This window comes from Comamonas sp. JNW, from assembly GCF_003105075.1.
In the GTDB taxonomy this organism is placed as follows: domain Bacteria; phylum Pseudomonadota; class Gammaproteobacteria; order Burkholderiales; family Burkholderiaceae_C; genus Comamonas; species Comamonas squillarum.
In genome coordinates this window covers 41,993-66,218 of the sequence record NZ_QETI01000019.1, presented here as the reverse complement: position 1 = coordinate 66,218, position 24,226 = coordinate 41,993, and the positions used below count along the sequence as shown (strand labels likewise).

Annotated in this window: 19 protein-coding genes and 1 pseudogene; 5 read left to right on the top strand and 15 right to left on the bottom strand. The window is 65.3% G+C overall.

From position 1 onward, the window contains the following. Positions 1-128 precede the first annotated feature (128 nt). A complete protein-coding gene (locus DCO45_RS20920; protein ID WP_116927618.1) occupies positions 129-1,073 on the bottom strand; it encodes a LysR family transcriptional regulator ArgP in 945 nt (314 codons plus the stop codon). An 87-nt stretch (positions 1,074-1,160) separates the two neighbouring features. On the opposite strand from DCO45_RS20920, the gene DCO45_RS20915 reads away from it, so the two are divergent. After that, positions 1,161-2,495 (top strand): D-amino acid dehydrogenase, encoded by a 1,335-nt coding sequence (locus tag DCO45_RS20915; protein ID WP_243419441.1) that lies wholly within the window; start codon positions 1,161-1,163, stop codon positions 2,493-2,495. A 69-nt stretch (positions 2,496-2,564) separates the two neighbouring features. Here the strand turns inward: DCO45_RS20915 and DCO45_RS20910 are convergent, their stop codons facing one another. Next, entirely contained in the window at positions 2,565-3,665 is a 1,101-nt protein-coding gene (locus tag DCO45_RS20910; protein ID WP_116927616.1) for a branched-chain amino acid aminotransferase, read from the bottom strand. 238 nt (positions 3,666-3,903) lie between these two features. After that, positions 3,904-4,713 carry an alpha/beta hydrolase gene (locus DCO45_RS20905; RefSeq protein WP_116927615.1) on the bottom strand — a complete coding sequence of 270 codons (810 nt, stop codon included), beginning with the start codon at positions 4,711-4,713 and terminating at the stop codon, positions 3,904-3,906. A gap of 154 nt (positions 4,714-4,867) precedes the next feature. Between DCO45_RS20905 and DCO45_RS20900 the strand changes: the two genes are divergently transcribed. After that, on the top strand, positions 4,868-5,395 hold the full coding sequence (locus DCO45_RS20900; RefSeq protein WP_243419440.1) for a flavin reductase family protein: 528 nt from the start codon (positions 4,868-4,870) through the stop codon (positions 5,393-5,395). Between the two features lie 61 nt (positions 5,396-5,456). Here the strand turns inward: DCO45_RS20900 and DCO45_RS20895 are convergent, their stop codons facing one another. Together DCO45_RS20895 and DCO45_RS22820 are read right to left on the bottom strand one after the other, a co-directional pair. Then, on the bottom strand, positions 5,457-6,230 hold the full coding sequence (locus DCO45_RS20895; RefSeq protein ID WP_116927613.1) for a ferredoxin--NADP reductase: 774 nt from the start codon (positions 6,228-6,230) through the stop codon (positions 5,457-5,459). A gap of 145 nt (positions 6,231-6,375) precedes the next feature. Further along, positions 6,376-7,332, bottom strand: coding sequence for a LysR family transcriptional regulator (locus tag DCO45_RS22820; protein ID WP_133248229.1), 957 nt, complete (start codon positions 7,330-7,332; stop codon positions 6,376-6,378). An 87-nt stretch (positions 7,333-7,419) separates the two neighbouring features. Between DCO45_RS22820 and DCO45_RS22815 the strand changes: the two genes are divergently transcribed. Then, positions 7,420-8,511, top strand: coding sequence for an alpha/beta hydrolase (locus DCO45_RS22815; protein ID WP_165841245.1), 1,092 nt, complete (start codon positions 7,420-7,422; stop codon positions 8,509-8,511). A gap of 4 nt (positions 8,512-8,515) precedes the next feature. Here the strand turns inward: DCO45_RS22815 and DCO45_RS20885 are convergent, their stop codons facing one another. The 7 genes from DCO45_RS20885 to DCO45_RS20855 all read right to left on the bottom strand — a co-directional run bounded on the left by DCO45_RS20885 (position 8,516) and on the right by DCO45_RS20855 (position 16,966). Beyond that, the gene (locus DCO45_RS20885) at positions 8,516-9,340 is read right to left on the bottom strand and encodes an IclR family transcriptional regulator (RefSeq protein ID WP_116927611.1); all 825 of its coding nucleotides are present in this window, start codon (positions 9,338-9,340) and stop codon (positions 8,516-8,518) included. A 29-nt stretch (positions 9,341-9,369) separates the two neighbouring features. Then, entirely contained in the window at positions 9,370-10,506 is a 1,137-nt protein-coding gene (locus DCO45_RS20880) for an alpha-hydroxy acid oxidase (protein ID WP_116927610.1), read from the bottom strand. A gap of 13 nt (positions 10,507-10,519) precedes the next feature. Continuing rightward, positions 10,520-11,434: a 4-hydroxy-tetrahydrodipicolinate synthase gene (gene dapA, locus DCO45_RS20875; RefSeq protein ID WP_116927609.1), complete on the bottom strand. Its 915-nt coding sequence runs from the start codon at positions 11,432-11,434 to the stop codon at positions 10,520-10,522. 6 nt (positions 11,435-11,440) lie between these two features. After that, entirely contained in the window at positions 11,441-13,204 is a 1,764-nt protein-coding gene (locus tag DCO45_RS20870) for an ABC transporter permease subunit (protein ID WP_116927608.1), read from the bottom strand. Next, a complete protein-coding gene (locus DCO45_RS20865; RefSeq protein WP_116927634.1) occupies positions 13,201-14,295 on the bottom strand; it encodes an ABC transporter ATP-binding protein in 1,095 nt (364 codons plus the stop codon). Before DCO45_RS20865 ends, DCO45_RS20870 begins: the two co-directional genes overlap by 4 nt. Before the next feature lie 113 nt (positions 14,296-14,408). Next, positions 14,409-15,485, bottom strand: a complete 1,077-nt coding sequence (locus tag DCO45_RS20860; RefSeq protein WP_021029043.1) for an ABC transporter substrate-binding protein — start codon at positions 15,483-15,485, stop codon at positions 14,409-14,411. Between the two features lie 50 nt (positions 15,486-15,535). Further along, on the bottom strand, positions 15,536-16,966 hold the full coding sequence (locus tag DCO45_RS20855) for an FAD-binding oxidoreductase (RefSeq protein ID WP_116927607.1): 1,431 nt from the start codon (positions 16,964-16,966) through the stop codon (positions 15,536-15,538). Between the two features lie 293 nt (positions 16,967-17,259). Here DCO45_RS20855 and DCO45_RS20850 point away from each other — a divergent pair, with 293 nt between their 5' ends. Next, the gene (locus DCO45_RS20850; RefSeq protein ID WP_116927606.1) at positions 17,260-18,474 is read left to right on the top strand and encodes an ABC transporter substrate-binding protein; all 1,215 of its coding nucleotides are present in this window, start codon (positions 17,260-17,262) and stop codon (positions 18,472-18,474) included. Between the two features lie 111 nt (positions 18,475-18,585). After that, positions 18,586-20,487, top strand: a complete 1,902-nt coding sequence (locus tag DCO45_RS20845; protein WP_116927605.1) for an ABC transporter permease — start codon at positions 18,586-18,588, stop codon at positions 20,485-20,487. A 49-nt stretch (positions 20,488-20,536) separates the two neighbouring features. Here DCO45_RS20845 and DCO45_RS20840 read toward each other — a convergent pair. The 3 genes and pseudogenes from DCO45_RS20840 to DCO45_RS20830 form a co-directional block, all read right to left on the bottom strand. Then, positions 20,537-20,818 (bottom strand): annotated as a pseudogene (locus tag DCO45_RS20840) (signal peptide protein); the annotation flags it as partial. A gap of 215 nt (positions 20,819-21,033) precedes the next feature. Further along, positions 21,034-22,638: a DUF3482 domain-containing protein gene (locus DCO45_RS20835; RefSeq protein ID WP_243419439.1), complete on the bottom strand. Its 1,605-nt coding sequence runs from the start codon at positions 22,636-22,638 to the stop codon at positions 21,034-21,036. A 13-nt stretch (positions 22,639-22,651) separates the two neighbouring features. Continuing rightward, positions 22,652-24,166: a DUF2868 domain-containing protein gene (locus DCO45_RS20830; protein ID WP_116927603.1), complete on the bottom strand. Its 1,515-nt coding sequence runs from the start codon at positions 24,164-24,166 to the stop codon at positions 22,652-22,654. Positions 24,167-24,226 lie beyond the last annotated feature (60 nt).

Genomic DNA, 24,226 nt, shown 5'->3' with positions numbered 1-24,226 from the left:
ATACTTGGCGCGGATACTGCGCATGCAATGGATGTCACTGATGAGGGAGGGATGGAACCACCGGTGCGATGAATGCCTGTGGACATCCGGAAACTGCTTGCATCCCCCTGGGGGTGCAGGCAGTTTTTTTATGCCTTGACCATGGCGCGAGCGGCCGCCGTGGGCGGCGCCAGGCTGCTCTTGGCGCTGTGCACCATCGCGTCGCTCAGGGCGCCCAGCAAGGCCGACTGCAGGTTCCAGCAGTGCCAGTACAGGTCGACGCGCAGCACCTGGGTCTCGGCCACATTGACCAGGCGGCCATCGGCGAGGTAGGGGCGGGCCAGCAGCTCGGGCACCACGCCCACGCCCCAGCCAGCGGCCACGGCGCGCACCTGAGCTTCGGAGTTGGGCACATAGAGCTGGTGCAGGCCGACGGTCTTGAGGCCCATCGCGCGGGCGACAAACACGCGCTGCATGTCATCCTTGCGGTTGTAGCTCAAAAACGGCAGGTGCTTGAAGTTGCTGCGGTTGATTCCTTGCGGCACATGCTGCTGGGCAAAGGCGGGCGATGCCACGGCGATGTAGTGCATTGCGCCCAGCGCGGTCACGCGGCAGCCGCGCAGCGCCTGCGGCATGGTGGTGACGCAGCCGAGCACCTCGCCGGTGCGCAGCAGCTCCAAGGTGTGGTCCTGGTCGTCGGTGATGATCTCCAGCGGCAGCTGCTGCAGCGCGATGTCCTGCAGCGCATCGAGCGCCCAGGTGGCAATGCTGTCGGCATTGATGGCAATCGAGATGGCCTCGTCATGCGCATTGCGGCGCATGGTGTGGGGCAGCAGGCTGTGCAGCTCCTGCTCCAGGTCGGTGCGCAGCAGCCGCAGCTGCTGGGTGTGCTTGAGCAGCAGCTGGCCGGCAGCGGTGGGCCGCAGCGGGCGGCTGCGCACCACCAGCACCGAGCCGATCTGTGCCTCCAGTGCGCGCAGCCGCTGCGAGACGGCCGATTGCGTCACATTCAGGCGCAGCGCGGCCTTCTCGAAACCGCCTTCTTCAATCACGGCGGCCAGGCATTCCAGCGCGACAGGGTCCAGGTTGCTCATAGGGCTCCAGTATTAGTACAACTGATGAATCCTGAAGAAGTTTAATTGCACTTTATGTTACAGCCAAGATGCCAGACACTGAGAGGCATGAAAGTCATCATCCTCGGCGCCGGCATCATCGGCACCAGCACTGCCTGGCATCTGCTGCAACTCGGCCACGACGTCACCGTCGTGGATCGCCAACCGGACGCGGCGCTGGAGACCAGCTATGCCAATGCCGCGCAGATCTCGGTGAGCTACTGCGAGCCCTGGGCCAACAAGCATGCCCCGCTCAAGGCGCTCAAGTGGATGTTCGACAAGGAGGCGCCGCTGCTGCTGCGCCCGCATGCCGATCCGCAGCAATGGCGCTGGCTCACGCAGTTTCTGGCCGAGTGCAATGACCGCTCCTTTGCCCGCAATGTGCAGCAGATCGTTGCGCTCGGTGCCTACAGCCACAACGCCTTGAAGGCCGTGGTGGCCCAGACCGGCATCCAGTTCAACCGGCTCGAGCGCGGCATTGCCCACTTCTTCACCAGCGACGAAGCGGTGCAGGATGCGCAGATGGCCGTCGACCTGATGCGCCAGTACGGTGTGAACCGCCGCATGGTCAGCACCGAAGAGTTTTTGAAGATCGAGCCCGCCTTCAAGCCCTATGCCGCGCATATCAAGGGCGGCACCTTTACCGAGAGCGACGAGAGCGGCGATGCGCGCGTGTTCACGCAAAAGCTCGCCCAGCTCTGCGCCCAGGGCGGTGTGCAGTTTCTCTACAACCACCGTGTCGAGCGGCTGAATGTGGCCGGTGGCGCGATCGACTCGGTCACCGTGCGCGCCACCGCAGCAGGCGCAGACAGCAGCCCGCGCACCTTGCAGGGTGATGCCGTCATCGTCGCCTGCGGCAGCTATACCGCGCCGCTGTTGCGCACCTTGGGCCTGAATGTGGCCATCTACCCGGGCAAGGGTTACAGCGCCACCTTGCCGATCTTGAAGCCTGAGGCCGCGCCCTTTGTCAGCTGCATTGACGATGGCAACAAGCTGGCGATGAGCCGCCTGGGCAACCAGCTGCGCGTGGCCGGCACGATCGAGCTCAACGGTTTTGACAGCTCGCTGGACAGCCCCCTGGCCAAGGCCCGCTGCCACATGCTGGCGCGCCGCATCGAGGAGCTGATGCCCGGCGTCTGCGACACCCGCCTGCCTGAGCAGGGCGGCAACCCGCAGTTCTGGACCGGCCTGCGCCCCGCTACGCCCACCAATATTCCGTTCATCGGCCGCACCAAGATCGGCAAGCTCTGGATCAATGCCGGCCACGGCACCTTGGGCTGGACCCATGGCGCCGGCAGCGGCAAGGCGATGGCCGAGCTGGTGAGCGGGCGCATGCCGGAGATGCGCTTTGGCTTCTATGGCTTCGAGAGCGACAGCAAGCGCCAGACTGCCGTCGCTGTGTAAAGGTCTCACAGCACCGTGAAAAAAGGGCCGCACACTGTGCGGCCCTTTGGCGTTTATATCGCGGACGGATCAGGCGTCCAGACGCACCAGCCAGCCGTGGCGGTCCGGGGCGCGGCCGTACTGGATATCGGTCAGTTCCTTGCGCAGGGCCATCGTGACTTCGCCAGCGGGGGCCGACAGGTCGCCCACCGAGAAGCCCTCGCCCTTGAGCTGGCCGATGGGGGTGATCACGGCAGCGGTACCGCAGGCAAACACTTCGGTGATCTCACCGGAGGCCACGCCCTGCTTCCACTCGTCCACAGCGATCTTGCGCTCTTCGACCACCATGCCACGGTCGCGTGCCAGTTGCAGCAGCGAGTCGCGGGTGATGCCTTCCAGAATGCTGCCCGACAGCGCAGGCGTGACCAGCTTGTTTTGCTTGCCGTAGACCAGGAACACGTTCATGCCGCCCAGCTCTTCGAGGTACTTGCCTTCGGCAGGATCGAGGAACAGCACCTGCGAGCAGCCGTTGTCCTGGGCTTGCTGCTGGGGCAGCAGCGAAGCGGCATAGTTGCCGCCGCACTTGGCAGCGCCGGTGCCGCCCTTGGCCGCGCGGGCATAGTCGGTCGACAGCCAGATCGCCACGGGCGCCACGCCCTTGGCAAAGTAGGGGCCGGCGGGGCAGGCGATCACGTAGTAGGTGGCCTTGTGGGCGCTGCGCACGCCCAGGAAGACTTCGTCACCGATCATGAAGGGGCGCAGGTACAGGCTCGCTTCGTTGCCGCTGGGCACCCAGTCCTTGTCCACGGCGATGATCTGCTTGAGCGATTCGACAAAAACATCGACCGGCAGCTCCGGCAGCGCCAGGCGGCGGGCGGAGCGTTGCAGGCGCTCGGCATTGGCCTGGGGGCGGAAGGTCCAGACCGAGCCATCGGCATGGCGGTAGGCCTTGATGCCTTCAAAGATTTCCTGGCCGTAGTGCAGCACGGCAGCGGCGGGGTCCAGCGCAATCGGGCCGTACGGGGTCACGGCCGCATCGCGCCAGCCGCCCTCTTTGTCCCAGTGCACCGAGACCATGTGGTCGGTGAAGTGCAGACCAAAACCCGGGTTGTCCAGAATCTTGGCGCGCTCTTGGGCGCTGTGTGGCTGGCTCGATGGGGTGACGGCAAAGGTCAGGGAAGAGGGGGACACGGGACTAATCCTTCAGTTGGCAACAGGGACAGCAGCGTCCTGTGGGGAGCCGCTGCCGATCATGGTGGCCGTCCGCCAGCCTGGAGAGGCTCCAGGAAAGTGACGGGCTGCACGCCAAACCCCATAGCATGCCAGTTTTTTGCCCCGGTGGCGCCCAGCGGGCTGCATTGCCAGGATGGCAAGTCAACCACCTGCAGAGGCAAACCGCCGCCGCAGGCGCCGGATTTACGGGTTTTTCCTAGTGCACCGTGGCGCGCTGGGTCGCCAAAAAGTCGAGCAGCAGGCCTTCGAAGGCATCGGGGCTCTCCAGCTGGGGCCAGTGGCCAACGCCCTCCAGACGGGCATGCCGAGCGTCGGGCAGTTGGTCTGCCAGCGCCTGCATGCGCTGGGGTGGCATGCAGACATCCTGGCCGCCGCTCACCAGCAGGCAGCGCTGGCTGAGGTGGGGCAGGCGCTCGGCCAGGGTGCTGGGGCCGGCCAGCATCTCCAGCATGCGGCCATAGGCCAGCGGCTGGATCTGGGTGATCGCGTGGCGCGCCAGCTGCAGCCCTTCGGGCAAGGCCTGCTGGCCCGATTGCAGCTGCACCAGCAGCTCGGCAAAGCGCTGCATCTGCACCGCCTCGGTGCTGGCCTGCTGCTGGCACTGGGCCAGCAATTGCTGGCGCGTCTGCACCCAGTGCTGCTGGCTGTCCGCCTCCAGCGCCGGGCCGCCGGCCACCAGGGTCAGGCTGCGCACGCGGGTGGGGTGGCGCAGGGCCAGCTCGGCGGCCACCATCGCGCCCATGCCATGGCCGACGATATGGGCGCGGCCAATCTTCAGCGCTTCGAGCAGGCCATCCGCCGTGGCGGCCAGCGCCTTCAGGCTGTAGCCGCCATAGGGTGGCGGGTTGGCATGGTAGCCAGGCATGTCCCAGGCGATCGCGCGGTAGCCCTGGCTGGCGAGCAGCTCCACCTGCGGGGCAAAGCCCAGGTGGTCGGTGTCGGCATCGTGGAGCATCAGCACCGTCGGGCCACTGCCAAGCATCGCGAAGTTGGGAATCAAGGACATAGGTTTGCTTCTCGCCGTGTATTTCCCCTGCAGATGCGGCCCGCCTGCCTTGTTTTCAAGCACCTACGCGCGCAGGGGCCTCGCCCCCTGGCCGATAATGACCCCATCCATGCTTTTGACGGCATGGCGTCTGCCCCTGCCGTCTGCCTGCCCCGTGAACCGCTCCCTCCCCCCTGAACACCTGCACTCGCCTGTTTCTTCCTCGTTTTCCGAACGTGAGTTTCGCAATGCGCTGGGCCAGTTCGCCACCGGGGTGGCTGTGGTCACGGCACTGGCGCCCGATGGCAACAAGGTCGGGCTGACGATCAGCTCCTTCAATTCCGCATCGCTCACCCCGCCACTGGTGCTGTGGAGCCTGATGAAAACCGCCTCGTCAATGCCGGTGTTCGAGACCGTCAGCCACTACGCGATCAATGTGATGGGCGCGCACCAGAAGGAGCTGGCCCTGCAGTTCAGCCGCAAGGGCATCGACCGCTGGGCGGGCGTGGAGTATGAAGTGGGCGTGACCGGCGTGCCGCTGCTCGCGGGCGCCATTGCCAGCTTTGAGTGCCGCAACGGCCCGCACCATGATGCGGGCGACCATGTGATCCTCGTTGGCGAGGTCGCGCACTGCCAGCATGTGGTGGGCGTGCCGCCGCTGCTCTACCACGGTGGCAATTTCTACACCGAGCAGCTGATCTAATCTGCGCTGCAGGCAACAAAAAACGACCCTCGGGTCGTTTTTTGCTGGGCGGGGACGCTGCTTACTTCTCGACGAAGGCGCGCTCGACGACAAAGTCGCCGGGTGTCGAGGTATTGCCTTCCTTGAAGCCCTTGGCTTCGAGCAGTTCCTTCAGCTCGGCGAGCATCGCGGGGCTGCCGCAGAGCATCACGCGGTCGGTGTCCGGGTTCAGTTCGGGCAGGCCGATGTTCTGCGGGAAGGTGCCGGCGGTGATCTGGTTGGAGATACGGCCCTGGTTGCGGAAAGGCTCGCGCGTCACCGTCGGGTAGTAGACCAGCTTGTCCTTGACGATTTCGCCGAGGAACTCGTGGTTGGGCAGCTCTTCTTCGAGCAGCTGCTGGTAGGCCAGCTCCTGGACCTGGCGCACGCCGTGCACCACAACGACCTTTTCAAAGTGGTCATAGGTCTCGGGGTCGCGCGCCACCGACAGCCAGGGCGCCAGGCCCGTGCCGGTGCCGATCAAATACAGGTTCTTGCCCGGCAGCAGGTAATCGACCAGCAAGGTGCCCGTGGGCTTTTTGCCGACGATGATGGTGTCACCCACCTGGATGTGCTGGAGCTTGCTGGTCAGCGGGCCGTCATCGACCTTGATCGACAGGAACTCCAGGTGCTCCTCGTAGTTGGGGCTGGCGATGGAATAGGCGCGCAGCAGGTTCTTGCCATCGACCTTCAGGCCAATCATCGTGAAGTGGCCGCTGGAAAAACGCAGCGCGGGATCACGGGTGGTCGTGAAGGAGAACAAACGATCGGTCCAGTGGTGAACAGACAGGACACGTTCTTCGAGAAAGGCGCTCATAGCAGTGCAGTAGTCAGTTGGTCTTGTGTATATCTATAAACGCTATTGTTCACTATTCATACAACTTAAACGTCATATGGACATATCGGCGCGTTGTGAGCGGGGTTTTTAGCCAATAAGCGAAGGCTGCGCAGCCCTGAAACACTCAAGCGGATGGTCCGGTGTGCGCTGCATTCTGATGTTTGGCTGTGGCCGCCACTAAATCGCGGAGCCACACGCAACCCGGATCTTCGTGGCTGCGTTCATGCCACAGCATGCGATAGCCAAAGCCGGGCAGTTCAAGCGGTGGCTTCAAAAGCCGGAGGCCATTGGTGTCCGCAAGCGCAGTCGCGACCCGCGTGGGCAGGGTGACGATCAAATCCGAGGCAGCACTGACCAGGCCCGCCGTGGCAAAGTAGGGGAGCCACAGAGCGATATGCCGTTTCTGGTGACAGGCAGCCAGGGCATCATCCACTTCGCCCGTCCGCCCACCAAAGATGCTGACCAGCGCGTGCGGCCACGCGACAAACTCTTCCAGACTGAGCACCTCGTCTGCGCGCGCCTCTTGGTTTACCAGCAAGGGGTGGTTTGTTCGCAGCACGCAGGAATAGGTCTCCCGAAACAGCGGGCGGGTTCTCAGCGTGCCCGCAACCGGATCGTCGCTGTACAGAACGAAGTCCACCTGGCCCGCATTGAGCAGCTCAAAAACCGCATCGGAAAACGGGATCACTTCGATGCCGGCCAAAGGGGCTTGTTGTGCGAAAGCTTGCATCAAGCTGGGCAGCACCGCGACTGCGCCGTAGTCGGTGGTAGCAACGCTGAACACGCGCCTGGTGGTGGCCGGGTCAAACACTGCGGGTGCTACACATTCTTCCAGCTGGTGCAGCAATGCGGCAAGCGGTGCCGACAGCGCTTGCGCACGCAACGTGGGTGCCATGCCTCCAGCCACCCGTACCAGCAGTTTGTCGCCCAGTTGCAGACGCAGCTTGGCCAGCGCTCGGCTCACCGCAGGCTGGCTCATATGCAATCGCTCTGCCGTTCTGGTAACACTGCCTGTGTCCAAAAGCACACGCAGCACCACCAGCAAATTGAGGTCAATACGCCTAATATCCATTTCGCGCATAACCAAGATTCTAACTATTCATTAGGAGAAATATACGCCTTCGCCAACACTTCGAACCCTTGCAAATGGCAAAGAAAGTCAAGTCCCATGTCCTTTCCACGTATCTTCAGCAGCGTTGCCCTGATCGCTGGCCTCACCGCTGGCAATGCCCAGGCTGCTGCTCCCGCCTCTCAGGCTGACTCTCGCGCGGCCTTCCAAACCCAGGCCTGGGGTGCCAGCGGCCGCATTGCCAACACGCACTATGCGGTCGAGCAGGTGCGGTTCCTGTCGCAAGGCACCGAAATCGTTGGCAACCTGTTGCTGCCCAGTGGGCATGTGGGGCCTCGACCTGCGGTGGCGGTGATGGGCCCCGTCGGCTTTGTCAAAGAGCAATCACCTATGCAATACGCTACACGGCTGGCGCGGGAAGGCTTTGTGGTGCTGGTGTTTGACCCGCGTTACCACGGCGAAAGCGCCGGCACGCCAAGGCGGCTGGAGAGCGGAGCGGCCAAGACGCAGGACCTGCAAGCAGCGTTGGAGTATCTCGCCCAGCGGGCGGAGGTGGACAGCGCGGCGCTGCATCTGCTGGGTATCTGCCAGGGCGTGAACTGGGCGGTGGATGCTGCCATCACCGAGCCGCGCGTGCGGTCGGTGGCGCTGGTGGCCGGGCACTACCTCACGCCCCAGACGGCATTGATGTACCTGGGCAGCGAGCAGGAGATCGAGCGCCGCGCCGCACGCTCACAGGCTGCCCTAAAGCAGTTTCAGGAATCCGGTGCCGTGGATTACATCCCGGTCGTCTCGGAGCGGCCCACTCCGCCCAACCCGGATGCACTGCTGAAGGCGTCTGCGGTTCAGCAGTTCTACAGCCGCTGGGCCGACCGGCATGCGTTCTGGAACTTCCATGGTCTGTGGGAAAACCGGATCGCCATGATGTCGGAGGCTGGCATCTGGGGGCACCGCGCCGATCAGGCCATGGCCAAGCTCAGCACCCCCACGCTGATGGTGCATGCGGACCGTGCGGCAAGCGGGCCTGACATCCCACGGCGGCTGTTTGCATCCATTCCTGCGGCCAGCAAGGAACTCGTCTGGCTCGACCAGGAAAACCAGATGCAGTTCTACGAAGACCCCATCACGCTCGACCGCGTGACACCGGAACTCACGCGTTTCTATCACTCCCAGACCGTCCGTACCAGGTGAATGTCTAGAAATTATCCAGGATATTGGAGATCGAGGTCGCCGCCAGCAGCACATGGGGCAGCAGCTCGGCCTCGGCCTTGGCCGTGCCCCAGCGGGTGGAGGGGGCCGAGATGGTAATAGCGCCAATGGGCACACCGCCCCGGCCGGTAATGGCGGCGGCCACCGAGATATCGCCCACCACAGTCTGGTTCTGCACAATCGCATAACCGTCGCGCTCGGCGTCTTCAATGCGGCGCAGCAGCTCCTCGGGGTCGGTCATGGTCTGGGCGGTAATCTTGACCAGCGGGGTCGATTCGATCAGGCGCAGGCGCTCGTCCATCGGCAGCTTGGCCATCATCGCGCGGCCCGAGGCGGTATAGGCCGCAGGCAGGCGCGAGCCCACGGCAAAGTCCGAGTTGTAGATGTAGCGGCCCGGCACCTTGGCAATAAAGACCACCTCGTTGCCATCCATCTCCTGCAGGTTCGAGGTCTCGCCCAGGGTGTGGGTCATCTCGATCAGATAAGGGTAGGCGCGCTCGACGATGCGTTGCGAGCGCAGGTAGTTGTAGGACAGGCGCAGCACCTCAGGCGCGAGCGTGTAGAGGTTGGAGCCAGGCAGGCGCCGGATGTAGCGCAGTTTTTCCAGGGTGAAGATGATGCGCTGGGTGGCACTGCGGTCGAGCTGGGCGGCGCGGGCAATCTCGGCGAGCGACATCTCGCGGTGGGTGTCGCGAAAGGCCTCTAGCACCTGGAAGGCCTTGGCCAGCGAGCCGACAAACAATGAGGATTCACGGGCGGTGGGTTCAACGCTTGCTACGGGCTCGGCAATGCTGTGTGTGGTTTTAGGCATCGTAAAAAGCGGCTGTCTCGGGTCACTGTCTAGTATTTTTGCAGAAAGGTCGCGTCCAGCCTCGTGGCCTGCGGGGCGCCCAGCAATCGGAGGGTGGTCTCCAGCTCGGTGCGCAGTATCTCCAGCACTTCGGCCACGCCCTGGGGCCCGCGCGAGGCCAGTCCGTAAAGGGGCGCGCGCCCCAGCAGAACGGCATCGGCCCCCAGCGCCCGGGCTTTGGCGATGTCACTGCCGCGGCGCACCCCGCCATCGACAAAGATATGCATCTTGCCATGAACGGCGTCGGCAATCTGCGGCAGTTGCGCCATCGGCGCGGGTGCGCACTCCAGCTGGCGCCCGCCGTGGTTGCTGACCACGATGCCATCGGCGCCCGCCTGCAGCGCGCGCCGGGCATCCTGGGCGCTGAGCAGGCCCTTGACGATGACCGGGCCCTGCCAGTGGCGCCGCACCCAGGCCAGGTCTTCCCAGCGCAGGGCCATGTCCATCTCGCGGCTCATTGCGGCGGCCTGCTTCTGGATATTGCTCTCCACCCCGGCGCTGCGCGCCAGGTTGACCAGCTGCGGCGAGCCGCCCTGGCGCAGCATGCGCAGGCACCAGCGCGGGTGGCTGAGCAAATCGGCCAGCAGCCTGGGCGTCCAGGGCACGGGCATGCGAAAGCCGTTGCGCACATCGTGGTCGCGCTTGCCATGCACCATGGTGTCCACGGTCAGCATCAGCGCGCTAAAGCCCGCCGCCTGCGCGCGCGCCATCATGCTCTGCGCAATGCGCCGGTCCTTTTGCACATAGAGCTGCAGCCACAGATCGCCCGGGCTGGCGGCGCGCACATCCTCCAACAGCGACGTGGAGGCGGTCGACATCACAAAGGGCAGGCCGGCGGCATGCGCTGCGCGGGCCAGCACCTGCTCGGCCTGGGGCCAGTACAGGCCGTTGAGCCCGGTGGGCCCGACAAAGGCCGGCATGGCCTGCTTGCGGCCAAACAAGGTGATGCTGGTGTCCACCTGGCTGACATCGACCATGGCGCGCGGCAAAAAGGTGACATCGCCCCAGGAGGCGAGGTTACGTGCCATGCTGCGGCCGTCTTCGGCGCCGCCTTCGAGGTAGTCAAAGGCAAAGCGGGACAGGCGCTGGCGGGCCAGCACGCGGTAGTCTTTGATGGCGGGCAGCATCGCGGGTGCTCGCTCAGGCCAGCTGGCGCTCGGCCTGCAGCCGCACTGTCAGCGCCTCGCGCAGGCGGGCGGACAGATCGGGGTTGCAATCGACCAGCGGGGCCAGCAGGTGCGGGGCCTGCACACCCACCAGGTCCCAGACCGACTTCATCGGGCCGGGGTTGGTTTCGGCAAAGGCCAGGTCCAAGAGGCCAATCAGCTCCTGGTGCAGGGCCAGCGCTTCTTCGGTCTTGCCGCTGGTCAGCAGCGCGTACATGCGGGTCCAGGTCTTGGGCAGCAGGTTGGCCGTCACGATGATGCCGCCCTGGGCGCCGCAGAGCATCTGCGCGGGGAAGATGGTGTCCTCGCCACTCAGCACCGCAAAGCTGGCATCCACACCCTGGACCACCTTGAGGAAGTGGTACATGTCGGTGTTGCAGGCCTTCATGCCGATGATGTTCTCGTGGCGCGAGAGCTCGTGCAGCACTTCGGGCGCAATCGAGATGCGGGTGCGGTAAGGGATCTCGTAGATCACCACCGGCAGCGGCGAGGCATCGGCATAGCGCATGAAGTAGTCGCGGATGCCTTGCTGCGATGGCGTGGTGTAGTACGGCGTGAGCAGCATCAGCGCGTCGGCGCCGGCATCGGCCAGCGCCTGGCCCGATGCAATGGCGTCGTGGTAGCCGGGGTCGAGCACGCCGGCCAGCACCGGCAGGTCAGCGGCCTGGTGCTCGCGCACCGTGGCCACCATGCGGGCCCGCTCGGCGCGCGACAGGGCGCCGTACTCGCCGGTGCCACCCAGCGGCACGGTGCCGCTGATGCCGCTGCCTTGCAGGTGGGCGAGCAGCGCACGCACGGCCTGGGTGTCGATCTGGCCGTCGGCGGTCACGGGCGTGGCCAGTGCCGGGAAGATGCCGCGGAGTTGCTCAGAGGTGATACGTGTAGTCATGGTTCATCAATTCAAAGAAGCGGCGGAGCGGCGACGCAGCCAGTCCGCACAGGTGATCAAAATGCCGATGAAGGCGAACAGGCAGGTCGAGACGGCGGCGATCACCGGCGAGATCTGCAATGTCACTTCATCCCAGAACTGCTTGGGCAGGGTGGAGCTCAGGCCCCCCGAGGCAAACAGCGAGATGGTCAGCTCGTCAAACGAGGTGGCAAAGGCAAACAGGAAGGACGAGGTCAGGCCGGCGGCAATGATTGGGAAGGTCACGTAGCGCAAGGTCTGCCAGGGGCGCGCGCCCAGGCTTTGGGCGGCCATGTCCAGGCGCGTGTCGTAGTTGCGCAGCACGGCCATCATCGTCATCACCACATAGGGGATGGCGATGACGGTATGCCCCAGCACCAGACCCAGCGAGGTGCCCACCAGGCCCACCTTGGAGAAGAAATAGAACATGCCCACGGCAATGATCATGCGCGGGATGATCAGCGGCGACAGCACAAAGGCCAGCAGCAAGGCCTTGCCGCGCATCTGGCCGCGCACCAGCAAGAAGGCCACTGGCGTGCCCACAGCCATGGCGGCCAGCGCGGCAAAAAAGCCCACGACAAAGCTGCGCACCGTGGCGTTGATCCACAGCGGCGAGGCCAGCATGTCCTGGTAGTGCTGCAGGGTAAAGCCCTGGGGCGGCCAGTTCAGGCCCGACTTGTCGGCAAACGAGATCGGGATCATCAAGAGCGCAGGCACGCTCAGGAACACCAAGAGGGCCACCACGCTGGCGCGCAGCACAAAGGAATCCCCCTGCTGCAGATCGCGTTTGCGCGAGCGCGGCACCAGCGCAATCAGCCGGTCGCTGATGCTGCCGAGCAGGCCCAGCACCATCTCGGACAGCTGGCGCATGAAACCGCTGCTGTGGTTGCTCTTGTCCGACTGCGCGCCCGTCATCGTCGACAGACCCAGCACCTTGTCATAGATCGCAAAAACGATCAGCACGACGATCAGCAGCAGCACCGAGATGGCGCCGGCAAAGCCCCAGTTCATCACCTGCATCACCTGCTCGATGATCAGCTGGGTGATCATGGTCTCCTTGCGGCCACCCAGCAACTGCGGCACGATGAAAAAGCCCACGGCGGTGACAAAGACCATGATCGCGCCCGCAGCCACGCCGGGCATGGACAGAGGAAAGTACACGCGCCAGAAGGCCGTGCCCGGGCGGGCACCCAAGGTGAGCGCGGCACGCGGCAGGTTGCGGTCGATGTTCTCCATCACCGAGAGCATGGTCAGCACGGCCAGCGGCATCAGCGCATGGACCATGCCCACGAGCACGGCGCCAAAGCTGTAGAGCATGTTCGACGGCGTATCCTGCAGGCCCAGCGCCAGCAGCAGCTGGTTGGCCAGGCCATTGCGGCCCAGCACGACGATCCAGGCAAAGGCGCGCACCAGGAAGCTGGTCCAGAACGACAGCAGAATCCAGAACACCCAGCGGCTTTTCTTGTCCTTTTGCAGCGACGAGACCAGGTAGGCAATCGGGTAGCCGCCGACGATGGACAACAGCGCCGTGACCAGCGAAATCTTCAAGGTGATCCACATCGTGTCCAGATACACCGAGGAGCTGAACAGCTGGCTGTAGTTGTTCCACTTGAAGCTGCCGTCACTGTAGATGCTCAGCAGCAGCAACTGGCCCACCGGGTAGACCAGCAGCACCAGAAACAGCATGACCAGCGGTGCGGCCATCATCAGCGGCCTCAGCCAGGCGGCACGGGGGGTGGCGGCGCTGTTCATGCGGGCTCCGGGACGGCCACGGCGTCGCTGCTGGACCAGCCAAAGTCCAAGGTGCTGCCCAGCGCGTGGTCATGCTTGGCGATGGAGGTCGGGAAGGACAGCACCACCGGCTCGCTGCTGAGCGCTGGCGCCTTCAGGTAGAGCTTGGTGAGGCTGCCGGTGATCATCGTGTCGAGCAGCTGGCCGCTGAAGCGCTCGCTGGTGCCCTGGGCCGCAGCGGCGGCGGCCATGTTCTGCGGGCGCACCATCACGCAGACCTTGGCGCCGGTGGCCAGCGGCTGGTCGGCCGAGGCCAGCAGCTCGGTGTTGGTGCCGTTCAAGGCGACGCGGGCCTGGCCGGCCTGGCTGGCAACGACGGTGCCCTTGAACAGATTGCTCTCGCCCAGAAAATCGGCCACAAAGGGCGTGCGCGGGCGGAAGTACAGGTCTGCGGGCGAGCCCAGCTGCTCAATGCGGCCGCCGTTCATCAGGCAGATGCGGTCCGACATGGTCATCGCCTCTTCCTGGTCGTGGGTCACATAGACGATGGTGGTGCCGGCCTCGCGGTGGATGCGCTTGATCTCCAGCTGCATGTGTTCGCGCAGCTTCTTGTCCAGGGCGCCCAGGGGCTCGTCCATCAGCACAATCGAGGGCTTGTAGACCAGGCAGCGCGCCAGTGCAATGCGCTGCTGCTGGCCGCCCGACAACTCTTTGGGAAAACGCTGGGCCACATGGGGCAGGTGCACCAGCTCCAGCGCCTCCATGGCGCGCTTCATCGCGGTGGCGCGGTCGAGCTTGCGCATCTTCAGCGGAAAGGCGATGTTCTCGGCAATCGTCATGTGCGGGAACAGCGCATAGTTCTGGAACACCATGCCGATGTCGCGCTCATAGGGCGCGCCATAGGTCACATCCTTGCCGTTGATCAGCAGCTGGCCGCCATCGGGCACGGACAGGCCGGCGATCATGCTCAGCAAGGTGGTCTTGCCCGAGCCCGAAGGGCCCAGCAAGGTCAGGAACTCGCCCTCGGGCACTTCCAGGTTGGTGGGGTGCAGCGCGACAAAGGAGCCATAGCGCTTGGTCAAGCCCGCAATCGACAGTTTTATATTCTTCATTTCAATCTTCTCCATTGCACCGTGCTGCAACGAATCAACCTGGTGGTGCCTGTGCTGAGGCTGGCACGGTGTGCCGTGCCTCAGCAGGCTTGGTCATCACTGGCGCGCAGCGCTTACTTGAGCACCCAGCCGTTGAACTTCTCGATCACCGCAGCCTGGTTGGCCACCCAGTACTTGGCATCGATCTGCACGCCGTTCTTGATGTTGTCGGGATAGGTGGGCGATTCCTTGGCCAGCTCGGGCTTGATGAACTTGAAGGCTTCTGGCTGGGTCACGCCGGCGGCAAAGTACTGGGTCAACGAGGCCATGCGCTGGGGCTCGGACGCGAACTTGATGAACTCGCGGCAGGCGTCGGCATTGGGCGTGCCCGCCAGGATGGACCAGCTGTCCACGCCCCAGATGTTCTGGTTCCAGACGATGCCGATCTTGGCGCCATCGGCATTGGCCGACTGCGGGCGCGACACCCAGGTGGCGATCATGTCGACTTCGCCGGACTTGAGCATCTGCTCGACCTGGGCGCCCGAGTTCCACCAGACATCGATCTTGGGCTTGATCTCATCGAGGGCCTTGAAGGCGCGGTCCAGATCCAGCGGGTACAGCTGCGCAGCAGACACGCCCGAGGCCATCGCGGCCTGCTCCAGCGTGTCAAACGGGTGCTTGCGGATGCCACGGCGGCCGGGGAAGTCCTTGACGTTCCAGAAGTCGGCCCAGGATTTGGGCGCGGCGCGGCCCTTGAAGGCCTCTTCGCGGTAGGCCAGCACGGTGCTGTAGACATTGGTGCCCACGCCGTAGGGCGACATGTACTGCGCCGGGATGGTCTTGACGAAGGGGTCATTCTCCAGGCCGTGCTTTTCCAGCAGCACCTTGCCGCCTTCGGTCAGCAGCAGGATGGCGGGCTGGCTGATCTTGGCCATGTCCCAGGTGTAGTTCTTGGTCTCGACCATGCTGCGGATCTGCGCCACGGGCTCAGCCGTTGCCTGCACCCCCACCACTTCGATGCCGGTCTTCTGCGTGAAAGGCTTGTAGTACACCGCGCCATAGGCCTTGGTGTAGATGCCGCCGTCATCACGCACCACGATACGCTTGGACGTGGCACGGGCATAGCGCAGTACGGCAGGTGCAGCAATCAGGCCTGCGCCAGCCACGGCCGCCTTCAGTGCGGTGCGACGGGAGGTAGTGATCTCAGTCATAAAGTGTCCTTTCGAAGGAAGAGGCAGGGGAAGTCAAGGGAGGGAGGGGATCAGGGGGCGGGCGGCAGCAGGCGCCCGGGGTTGAAGCGCTGCTGCGGATCGATGGCGCGCTTGATGGCCTGCATCAGATCGAGCTCGACGGCGGGCTTGAACAGCGCCATCTCGTCGGTCAGCACCTGGCCGATGCCATGCTCGGCGCTGAAGGTGCCTGCCAGCGCGCAGGCCACTTCGTTGACGGCCTGCTTGACGCGGTGCGAGAGCTGGTCCTGCTCAGCGGGCGAGAGCGCCTGCCACTGCGCAAACTGCATCTGCGGGATGAAGTGCACATTGCCGTCGCCCAGGTGGGCCACGATGATGATGGGCGCGCCCGGCACGATGCCGTGCGCGGCGGCCGTCGCCTGGGTGATGAACGCCGGGATGGCCGACAGCGGCACCGCCGGGTCGGTGTTGATGCCGATGCCGGCCTTCTTGTTGCCTTCGGAGACGCTGTGGCGCACCTCCCACCAGTCGGCCTGTTGCTTGCCGTTGGTGGCGATGGCCGCATCCAGCAGCAGGCCCTCTTCGGCGGCGGCCGACAGCGTCTCTTCGAGCGCAGCGGACAGCAGCGCCTCGTCACAGGTGTCGGTCAGCTCCACCAGCACATGCCAGGGGTAGCTGGGGCTGAGCGGCGCGCGGCGGTCGGCCACATGGCCCAGCACAATGTTCAGCTGCACATCGTTGAGCATCTCGAAAGCCGACAGCGAGGCGCTGCAGCGGCTCTGGAACCGGGCCAGCATGGCGATGGCCGCCTGGGGCGATTCCACCGCCAGCCAGGCCATCGCGCGCGCCGTGGGCAGCGGGTGGAGCTTGAGCGTGGCGCCGGTAATGATGCCCAAAGTGCCTTCTGAGCCAATGAACAAATGCTTGAGATCAAAGCCGGTGTTGTTCTTGCGCAGGCCGTAGAGCCCTTCCCAGATGCGGCCATCGGGCAGCACCACTTCGAGGCCCAGCACGTTCTCGCGGGTATTGCCATAGCGCAGCACGCCCGTGCCGCCGGCATTGGTTGCGATATTGCCGCCGATCTGGCAGGAGCCTTCGGCGCCCAGGCTCACCGGGTAGAGGCGCCCATGGCTGCGGGCGGTCTCCTGCACGGTCTGCAACACGCAGCCGGCATCGACCACCATCGAGTTGTTGGCCGGATCGACCGCGCGCACCTGGCGCATGCGGCCCAGGTTGATGACCACGGTCTCGGGCAGATCGGCACGCGGAATCGCGCCTTCGCAGAGGCTGGTATTGCCGCCCTGGGCCACGACCGGCACCTGCGCTGCATGGCAGATCCGGACCACCTCCGCCACCTGCGCCGTCGTCGACGGGAACAGCACGCACTGGGCCTGGCCCTGGTAGCGGCCGCGCCAGTCGGTCACATGGCCGGCCAGGTCCTGCTGGCTGCGGAGAACTGCGCTATCACCAAGCAACGCGATGAAGGTCTGAATCAATGCCATATGCCCACGGGTCCAAAGTCTGGGAGAGGAACCGATGATCGCTAATTCTTAATAAGATTAGTATTAGATGAAATACGAATACATGTGATCGAATGGCAATTAGTCAAAATCTGGCTAGGGCGCCGCAGGCCGCAAAACCTGTCGCACCAAGCGGTCAAAAACGCATCGGCATCCGCATGCGGGCAGCCCTTTGCAGGCCCGGGCGTTCACAGCGCGCGGAAGCCGTCACAATAGCGGCCTGAATGTCAGCGCCTGCCTCCGCTGTGGGGCCGGTCTCACCTGGAGACTTTTGCATGCGTATTTCTGCCCGCACCCCTCTGTTGTCCCGCACGGCCAGTGCGCTGGTGCTCGCTGGTCTGGGGGCCTCGGCTGCCCAGGCGGCCGGTGTCATCAAGATCGGTGAGATCAACAGCTACAAGAACCAGCCCGCTTTTTTGGAGCCCTACAAGCGCGGCATGGAGCTGGCGGTGGACGAAGTCAACCGCGCAGGCGGCGTGAACGGCAAGAAGCTCGAGCTGATCACGCGCGACGACAATGCCAACCCGGGCGATACCGTGCGCGTGGCCGAGGAGCTGATCGCGCGCGAAAAGGTCGATGTGCTGGCCGGCGGCTTTCTGTCGAACACCGGCATGGCACTGACCGATTTTGCCAAGCAGCGCAAGTTCTTCTACCTCGCTACCGAGCCGCTGACGGACAAGATGGTCTGGAGCAATGGCAACGCCTACACCTTCCGCCTGCGCCCCTCCACCTACATGCAGGTGTCGATGCTGGTCGAAGAGGCGCTCAAGCTCAAGAAAAAGCGCTGGGCTCTCGTCTACCCCAACTACGAGTACGGCCAGTCCTCAGTCGCCACCTTCAAGGCCAAGATGAAGGCGGCCCAGCCCGATGTGGAGTTCGTCACCGAGCAGGCCACCGTGCTGGGCAAGGTCGATGCCGGCAGCGTCGTGCAGGCGCTGGCCGATGCCAAGCCCGATGCGATCTTCAATGTGCTGTTTGCCACCGACCTGACCAAGTTTGTGCGCGAGGGCAATACGCGCGGCCTGTTCAAGGACCGCGAGGTCGTCAGCGTTTTGAGCGGCGAGCCTGAATACCTGGACACGCTCAAGGCCGAAACGCCCAATGGCTGGATCGTCACCGGCTACCCCGTGCACACGCTGAAGACGCCCGAGCACAAGGCCTTCTTCGACGCCTACCAGGCCAAGTACAAGGACTACCCGCGCCAGGGCTCGGTCGTCGGCTATGCCGGCATCAAGTCGCTGGCCGAGGGCATCAAGAAGGCCGGCAACACTGACACCGAGGCGCTGATCAAGGCCTTTGAAGGCCTGCAGGTCGTGTCGCCGTTTGGCCCGATCACCTGGCGCGCGCAGGACCACCAATCGACCATGGGCGCCTATGTGGGCAAGCTCAAGAACGTGGGCGGCAAGGGCGAGCTGGTGGACTATGTCTACCGCGATGGCAAGGACTACCTGCCCAGCGATGACGAAGTGCGCAAGATGCGCCCGCAGTAAGCTGATGGAACGCTGCCTGGCCCCCGCAAGCGCCGCAGGTCGGTGGGCGCGCATGCCCCGCTGGCTGGGGCGGCAAGACGGCCAGGCATGGCGACAAGCGCAGGGAGGCGCATGAGTTTTTCCGGTCTGCTGGTGCAACTGCTCAATGGCCTGGCCGGCGCCTCGTCGCTGTTTCTGGTGGCCGCCGGGCTGTCGCTGATTTTTGGCGTCTGCCGCATCGTCAACTTTGCGCATGGGTCCTTTTACATGGTGGGGCTGTACGCGGCCTATGCGCTGGCCGAGGCCATGGCGCCCCTTGGGGGCGGCTGGGGTTTTTGGCTGTCGCTGCCGCTGTCGGCCATCGCCGTCGGGCTGCTGGGCGGTGTGGTGGAGGTGCTGCTGCTGCGCCGCATTTACAAGGCGCCCGAGCTGTTTCAGCTGCTCGCCACATTTGCGCTGGTGCTAGTGATCAAGGATGCGGTGCTGTGGCTGTGCGGGCCCGATGAGCTGCTGGGCCCGCGCGCGCCGGGGCTGGGCGGCGCGGTCGATATCCTGGGCCGCGCCTTTCCAAGCTATGACCTGTTCTTGATCGCGGTGGGCCCACTGGTGCTGGGTGCCACCTGGCTGCTGCTGCACCGCAGCCGCTTTGGCATGCTGGTGCGCGCCGCCACGCAGGACCGCGAAATGGTGGGCGCTTTGGGCGTGCGCCAGGCCTGGCTGTTCACGGCGGTGTTTGCGCTGGGCGCCGCGCTGGCCGGGCTGGGCGGCGCGCTGCAGCTGCCGCGCGAACCGGCCACCCTGGAGCTCGATCTGCAGACCATTGGCTCGGCCTTTGTCGTGGTGGTGGTCGGCGGCATGGGCTCGCTCACCGGTGCCTTTGTCGCGGCACTGCTGGTGTCCACCGTCAAGGCGCTGTGCATCTGGCTGGGCGTGGTGCAGATCGCCGGTATCGATATTGCGTTTCCGCAGCTGACCTTGGTGGCGGACTTTTTGGTGATGGCCGTGGTGCTGGTGCTGCGCCCCTGGGGCCTGCTGGGCAAGCCGCAGGCCGCGAGCCGCAGCCAGGGCCTGCGCGAGCAGCCGCTGCGCGCCCCCCCGCCTGCCTTGAAAGCCGTGGGAGCTGCTGTGCTGCTGGCCTTGCTGGCGCTGCCCTGGGCGGTCGATGCGCAGTCCTACACCCTGGTGCTGATGGTGGACCTGGTCATTGCCGCGCTGTTTGCGACCAGCCTGCATTTCTTGATGGGGCCGGCAGGTCTCCATTCCTTTGGCCATGCGGCCTTCTTTGGCCTGGGCGCCTATGGTGCGGCGCTGCTGCTGAACGCGGCGGGCCTGCCGATGCTGTGGGCGCTGCTGCTGGCGCCACTGCTGGCGGCCTTGGGCGGCCTGTTGACCGGCTGGTTTGCGGTGCGGCTGACGGGCGTGTATTTCTCGATGCTGACCCTGGCCTTTGCGCAGATCATCTGGGCTACCACCTTCCAGTGGGATTCGGTCACCGGGGGCAGCAATGGCCTCACGGGTGTCTGGCCGGCGGCCTGGCTGGAGGACAAGCGCTGGTTCTACCTGCTGACCCTGCTGCTGGCCACCGCTGGCGTGCTGGCGCTGTGGCGGGTGCTGTATGCGCCGCTGGGCTATGCGCTGCGTGCCAGCCGCGACGCACCGCTGCGCGCCGAGGCCATCGGCATTGCGGTGGCGCGGGTGCAGTGGATGGGCTTTGTGCTGGCTGCCTCGGTGGCCGGGCTGGCGGGCGCCTTGTTTGCGTTCTCCAAGGGCAGCATCTCGCCCGAGACCATGTCGGTGGCCAAGTCCGTCGATGGCCTGGTCATGGTGCTGCTGGGCGGTGTGCAGACCTTGGTGGGGCCGATTCTGGGCGCCTTCAGCTTTACCTGGCTGCATGACGCCATGGCGCGCAACACCGACTACTGGCGTGCCACCTTGGGCGCGGTGATTCTGCTGCTGGTCTTGCTGTTCCCCCAGGGCATTGCCGGCTACGGCAAGCGCTGGTGGCAGCGGCTGGTGCAGCGCCGGGCAGCGTAAAAAACCCTGCGGGTTTGCGCAGGGTCTGGGTGGTGCGGGGCGGCGCCGATCAGCTGTTGCAGGCCTTGCTGCCCTTGGCCGGTTGGATGCCCTTGGCTTTCGCATCTGCCACCGTCATGTACTCGCCTTGCTTGGTGGTGCCGTAGTAGCGGTCACCTTGGCAGTGGTAGATCTTGGAGCTGGTATTGGCCCAGACCTTGCCGGCACCGCCGCCAGGGGCGGGGGTCTTGGCCTTGTCGGCAGCGGCCGCTGGCGCTGCGGCTGGGGGGGCCGCCGGCGCGGCCTTGGCGGCAGGGGCTGGTTTGGCCGCCGGTGCCGTGCCCGCTGCCGGTGTCTGGGCAAAAACTGCCGCTGTGCTGCACAGGGCGATACCGCTGATCCAGGCTTTCCAGGTATTGCGCATAGAACTCTCCTGTCGTTTTGTTGCAAGGGATGCCGGGCCTCAGGGCCATGGCACCCCCATGCTGCGACGGGCACCTGCAAAAAACAACCGGGTCAATGCGGATATATGTTTTTTATCGCCATTAATTTTGTAATTGCTTGTTTTTATTGATTGTTGGCATGAGCACTGCCTGCCGGTCGATCCATGTCGGGGTACAGGCGGCCAAGCGCCTGGTGCAGGCATTCACCGAGCTGCAGCTGCAGCGCCTGCAAGTGGGCGGCGCGCGCCTCGTCGCTCAAACCGGCATCGGCGGCCAGGCTGCCCAGCGCCTTCCACTGCTGCTGCCATTGGGTGGCGCGGTGCTGCACGGCGGTCTGCACGGCCTCGCTCCACTGCGCCGGTGCGCTGGGGCTGGTGTAGCGCCCGCGTCCCCGGCCAAAGTGCGAGATCACCAGGTACTTGAGCAGCAGCTGGCCGGTCAAGGCGCTCAGGTACTCGGGCGAGAGGTGAAAGCGCTGGGCCTGCTGGTCAAACATCTTGTTGGCGCTCCAGGCGGCACCGGCAAAGGTGACGGCACCCACCAAGGCGCCCACCAGCGCGCCTGCGCCCAAGGTCATGCCGCCGGCGACCATATCGGCGCCCAGGCCGGTTGCAGCACCAGCCGTGAGCGCGCCCCAGAGGCTGGCCGTCTGCGGATCCAGCGGTGTGCTGGTTTTCAGGTGGTCCTTGAGCTGCTGCTGGATCTGGCTGGCCGCCTGGCCATCGAGCTGGTGCAGCGCCAGCAGCGCCTGGGTGCTGGCCAGGTCGGCCTGCTGCAGGGACTGGGTCAGGCGCTGCATCGCGGCGGTCTGCTCGGGGCTGAGCTCGGCGCCCTCAGGACCACTGCCACGGATGGCCTGTGCAACCGAGCCGCTCACCTTGCTCCAGGCGCGCTGCCAGAGCTTGTTGTCGCTGGTCTGCACGGTCTCCTGCGCAGTGGCCGCCAGCAGCAGCTGCTCGGCCAGGGCCTGCAGGCTGGCCGCTTCGCGCGCTTGCTGGCGCTGTGCGCGGGTTTGCAAGAGGCGCTGGTAAGCCGGCTGCTTGGCATCGGGCAGCAGCGGCGCGATGGACTGCATCACCTGCTTTTCATGCCACCAGCTGCGTGTGAAGGCATCGAGCACCTGCACCGAGCGCACGGTGCCGGCAAACTCGGCCGTTGCCGCGCGCCAGCGCTGCAGGTCGGCGGCGGTTTGGGTGGCTGTGGTGTCACTGCCGATCTGGTTGAGCAGCACCAGCACGGGCTTGTCCATCCACTGCAGGATGCGCATCTCGCTGGCCCAGTAACCGGCGTCGGCCGGGTCTTCGGCGGCATTGACCAGGTAGAGCATCACATCGGCATGGTCACGCGCGGCCTGCAAGGCGCGCTGGCTCATGTAGAAGGGCTTGTCGCGCCAGCGATCCCAGACATTGGACAGAAACCAGCCCAGCGGGTTGCCCTGCTGCTTCAAGCGGTTGTAGAGCCGCACCGAATCGCCAAAACCCGGCGTGTCCCAGAGCCACAGTTCATCGCCTTGCTCGGTGCGCTGCAGCAGGTAGCGCTGCGATTGGCTGGTGACATGGGCGGCGTCCTGGACTTCGCCAATGTCCTCGGCGACCAGGGTGCGGGCCAGGGTGGTCTTGCCGATATTGGTGTGCGACAGCAGGCACCAGGCGATGGTCTGGTCGTTGGCCGCATCCGCTGCCTGCGGCACAGCGGCGGGGAGTGGGGGGGCGTTCGTCATCTCGGTCATCGTGCGGGTCTCGTCAGGTGCCGGTGGTGATCAGCTGCGCGTTGAAGCCGTGCTGCTGGGCAAATTCCTGCCACAGCGCTTCGCGCTCCTGCAGGCGGCGAGGGGCGCCGGCATTGCGGGCGGCAAAGTCACTGGCCCAGAGCCAGAGCTGGCCGTTGGCGCCAAAGCGGCTGCGCAGCTGGGCCAGCAGCTCGCCATGTACCTCGGCCTCGGGCGTGGCTGACAGGTTGATGAGCGCAATGGCCTGCGCAGCGGGCGCCAAATCGACGGCCGGCAGCGCAGCGCCATAGGCCAGCGTCGGCAGCCAGTCGACATGGGCGCCGGCGCCATACAGATCGATCGCAAAGTGGTCGATCGCGGCGCGCCGCTCGGGCGTCACATCGATGCTGAACGGCAGCAGCACCAGGCGCGTGGCCAGGCCGCCAAAGTCGCGCTGCAGCCGGGCAAAGTAGGCCTGGTTCAGCGGCAGCTGCAGGTGCTGGCTGCGCCAGCGCGCGCGCAGCCCTTGCCATAGCGCCAGCAGCACACGCGGTACCACCACGGTGGCGCCCAGCAAGGCGGTATAGGCCCAGACCCAGCGCGCGCCGACACCGGAGGCGGGGGCTGCCATGGCCTGGGTTGCCGGGGCCGATGGCGCCGCGGGCAGGCTGCTGCTCACCCAGCCTTGCAGCGCCTGGATATCGGTCAGGCTCCAGGGCGTCGTCCACTGCAGCCATTGGGTGGGGGCGAACAGGAGGTTGAGCCAGTGCTGCACCTGCGGGGCCGACAGGAAGGTGCTCTCCCAGCCGACCTGGTATTCCTTGGTGAGGCCCGTGAGCCAGAGCGAGGCCAGTGCGCCCACGGCGACCAGCGCCGCGCCCAGGTGCAGCCACAGCAGCCATTGCGCATTGCGCACCCCTTCGCTGGCCTGCCACCAGTTGCGCTCAAAGCGCAGCGCCATCTTGCGCAGGCCGCTGCCGCGCAGCGCAGGCATGGCCTTGCCGCGCAGGCGGGCGATCCAGCCGGGGTGCTTATCGGCAGCAGCCGCGCTGGGTGCCGTGCCGGCTGGCGTGGGCTGTGCGGGCTCCCAGGGCGCCACGCGCGCTGGCTGGCGCCGTGCCAGGCGCAGCAGGCTGCGCAGCAAGAGCACGGTGTACATCAGCAGGTTCCACAGCACGATGCCCATCAGCGACAGCGACAGCAGATCGACCCGGTGCGGATCGGTAATGCGGTGGCTGGCAAAGCCAAGGCACAGCGCCAGCAGGCCGATGGCCAGCGGTGCCCAGTGCGCCAGGCCCGGGGCATGCTGCCACAGCTGGCGCACATCAGCGGGCAGCTGGCTGGCCTGGATGATGCGCTTGGCGCGCAGCTGCAGAAACTGGGCAAAGGCGGCCTGGCCGGCCTTGCCACCCAGCGCGGGCTTGCCCAAGGTGTGCAGCACCTCCTGCGTGATGGCCTCGCAGCGCGCAGCGCTGGGCAGGGCCTCATGGGGCGGTGAGGTCTCGATGGCATGGGCCAGGGCGATGTCACGAACGGCGTCAGCTTTCATGGCAGCTATTGTGGCATCGGGAAAACCTGCAAGGTTTTGCCCGGAGTGCTGTGGTATCAA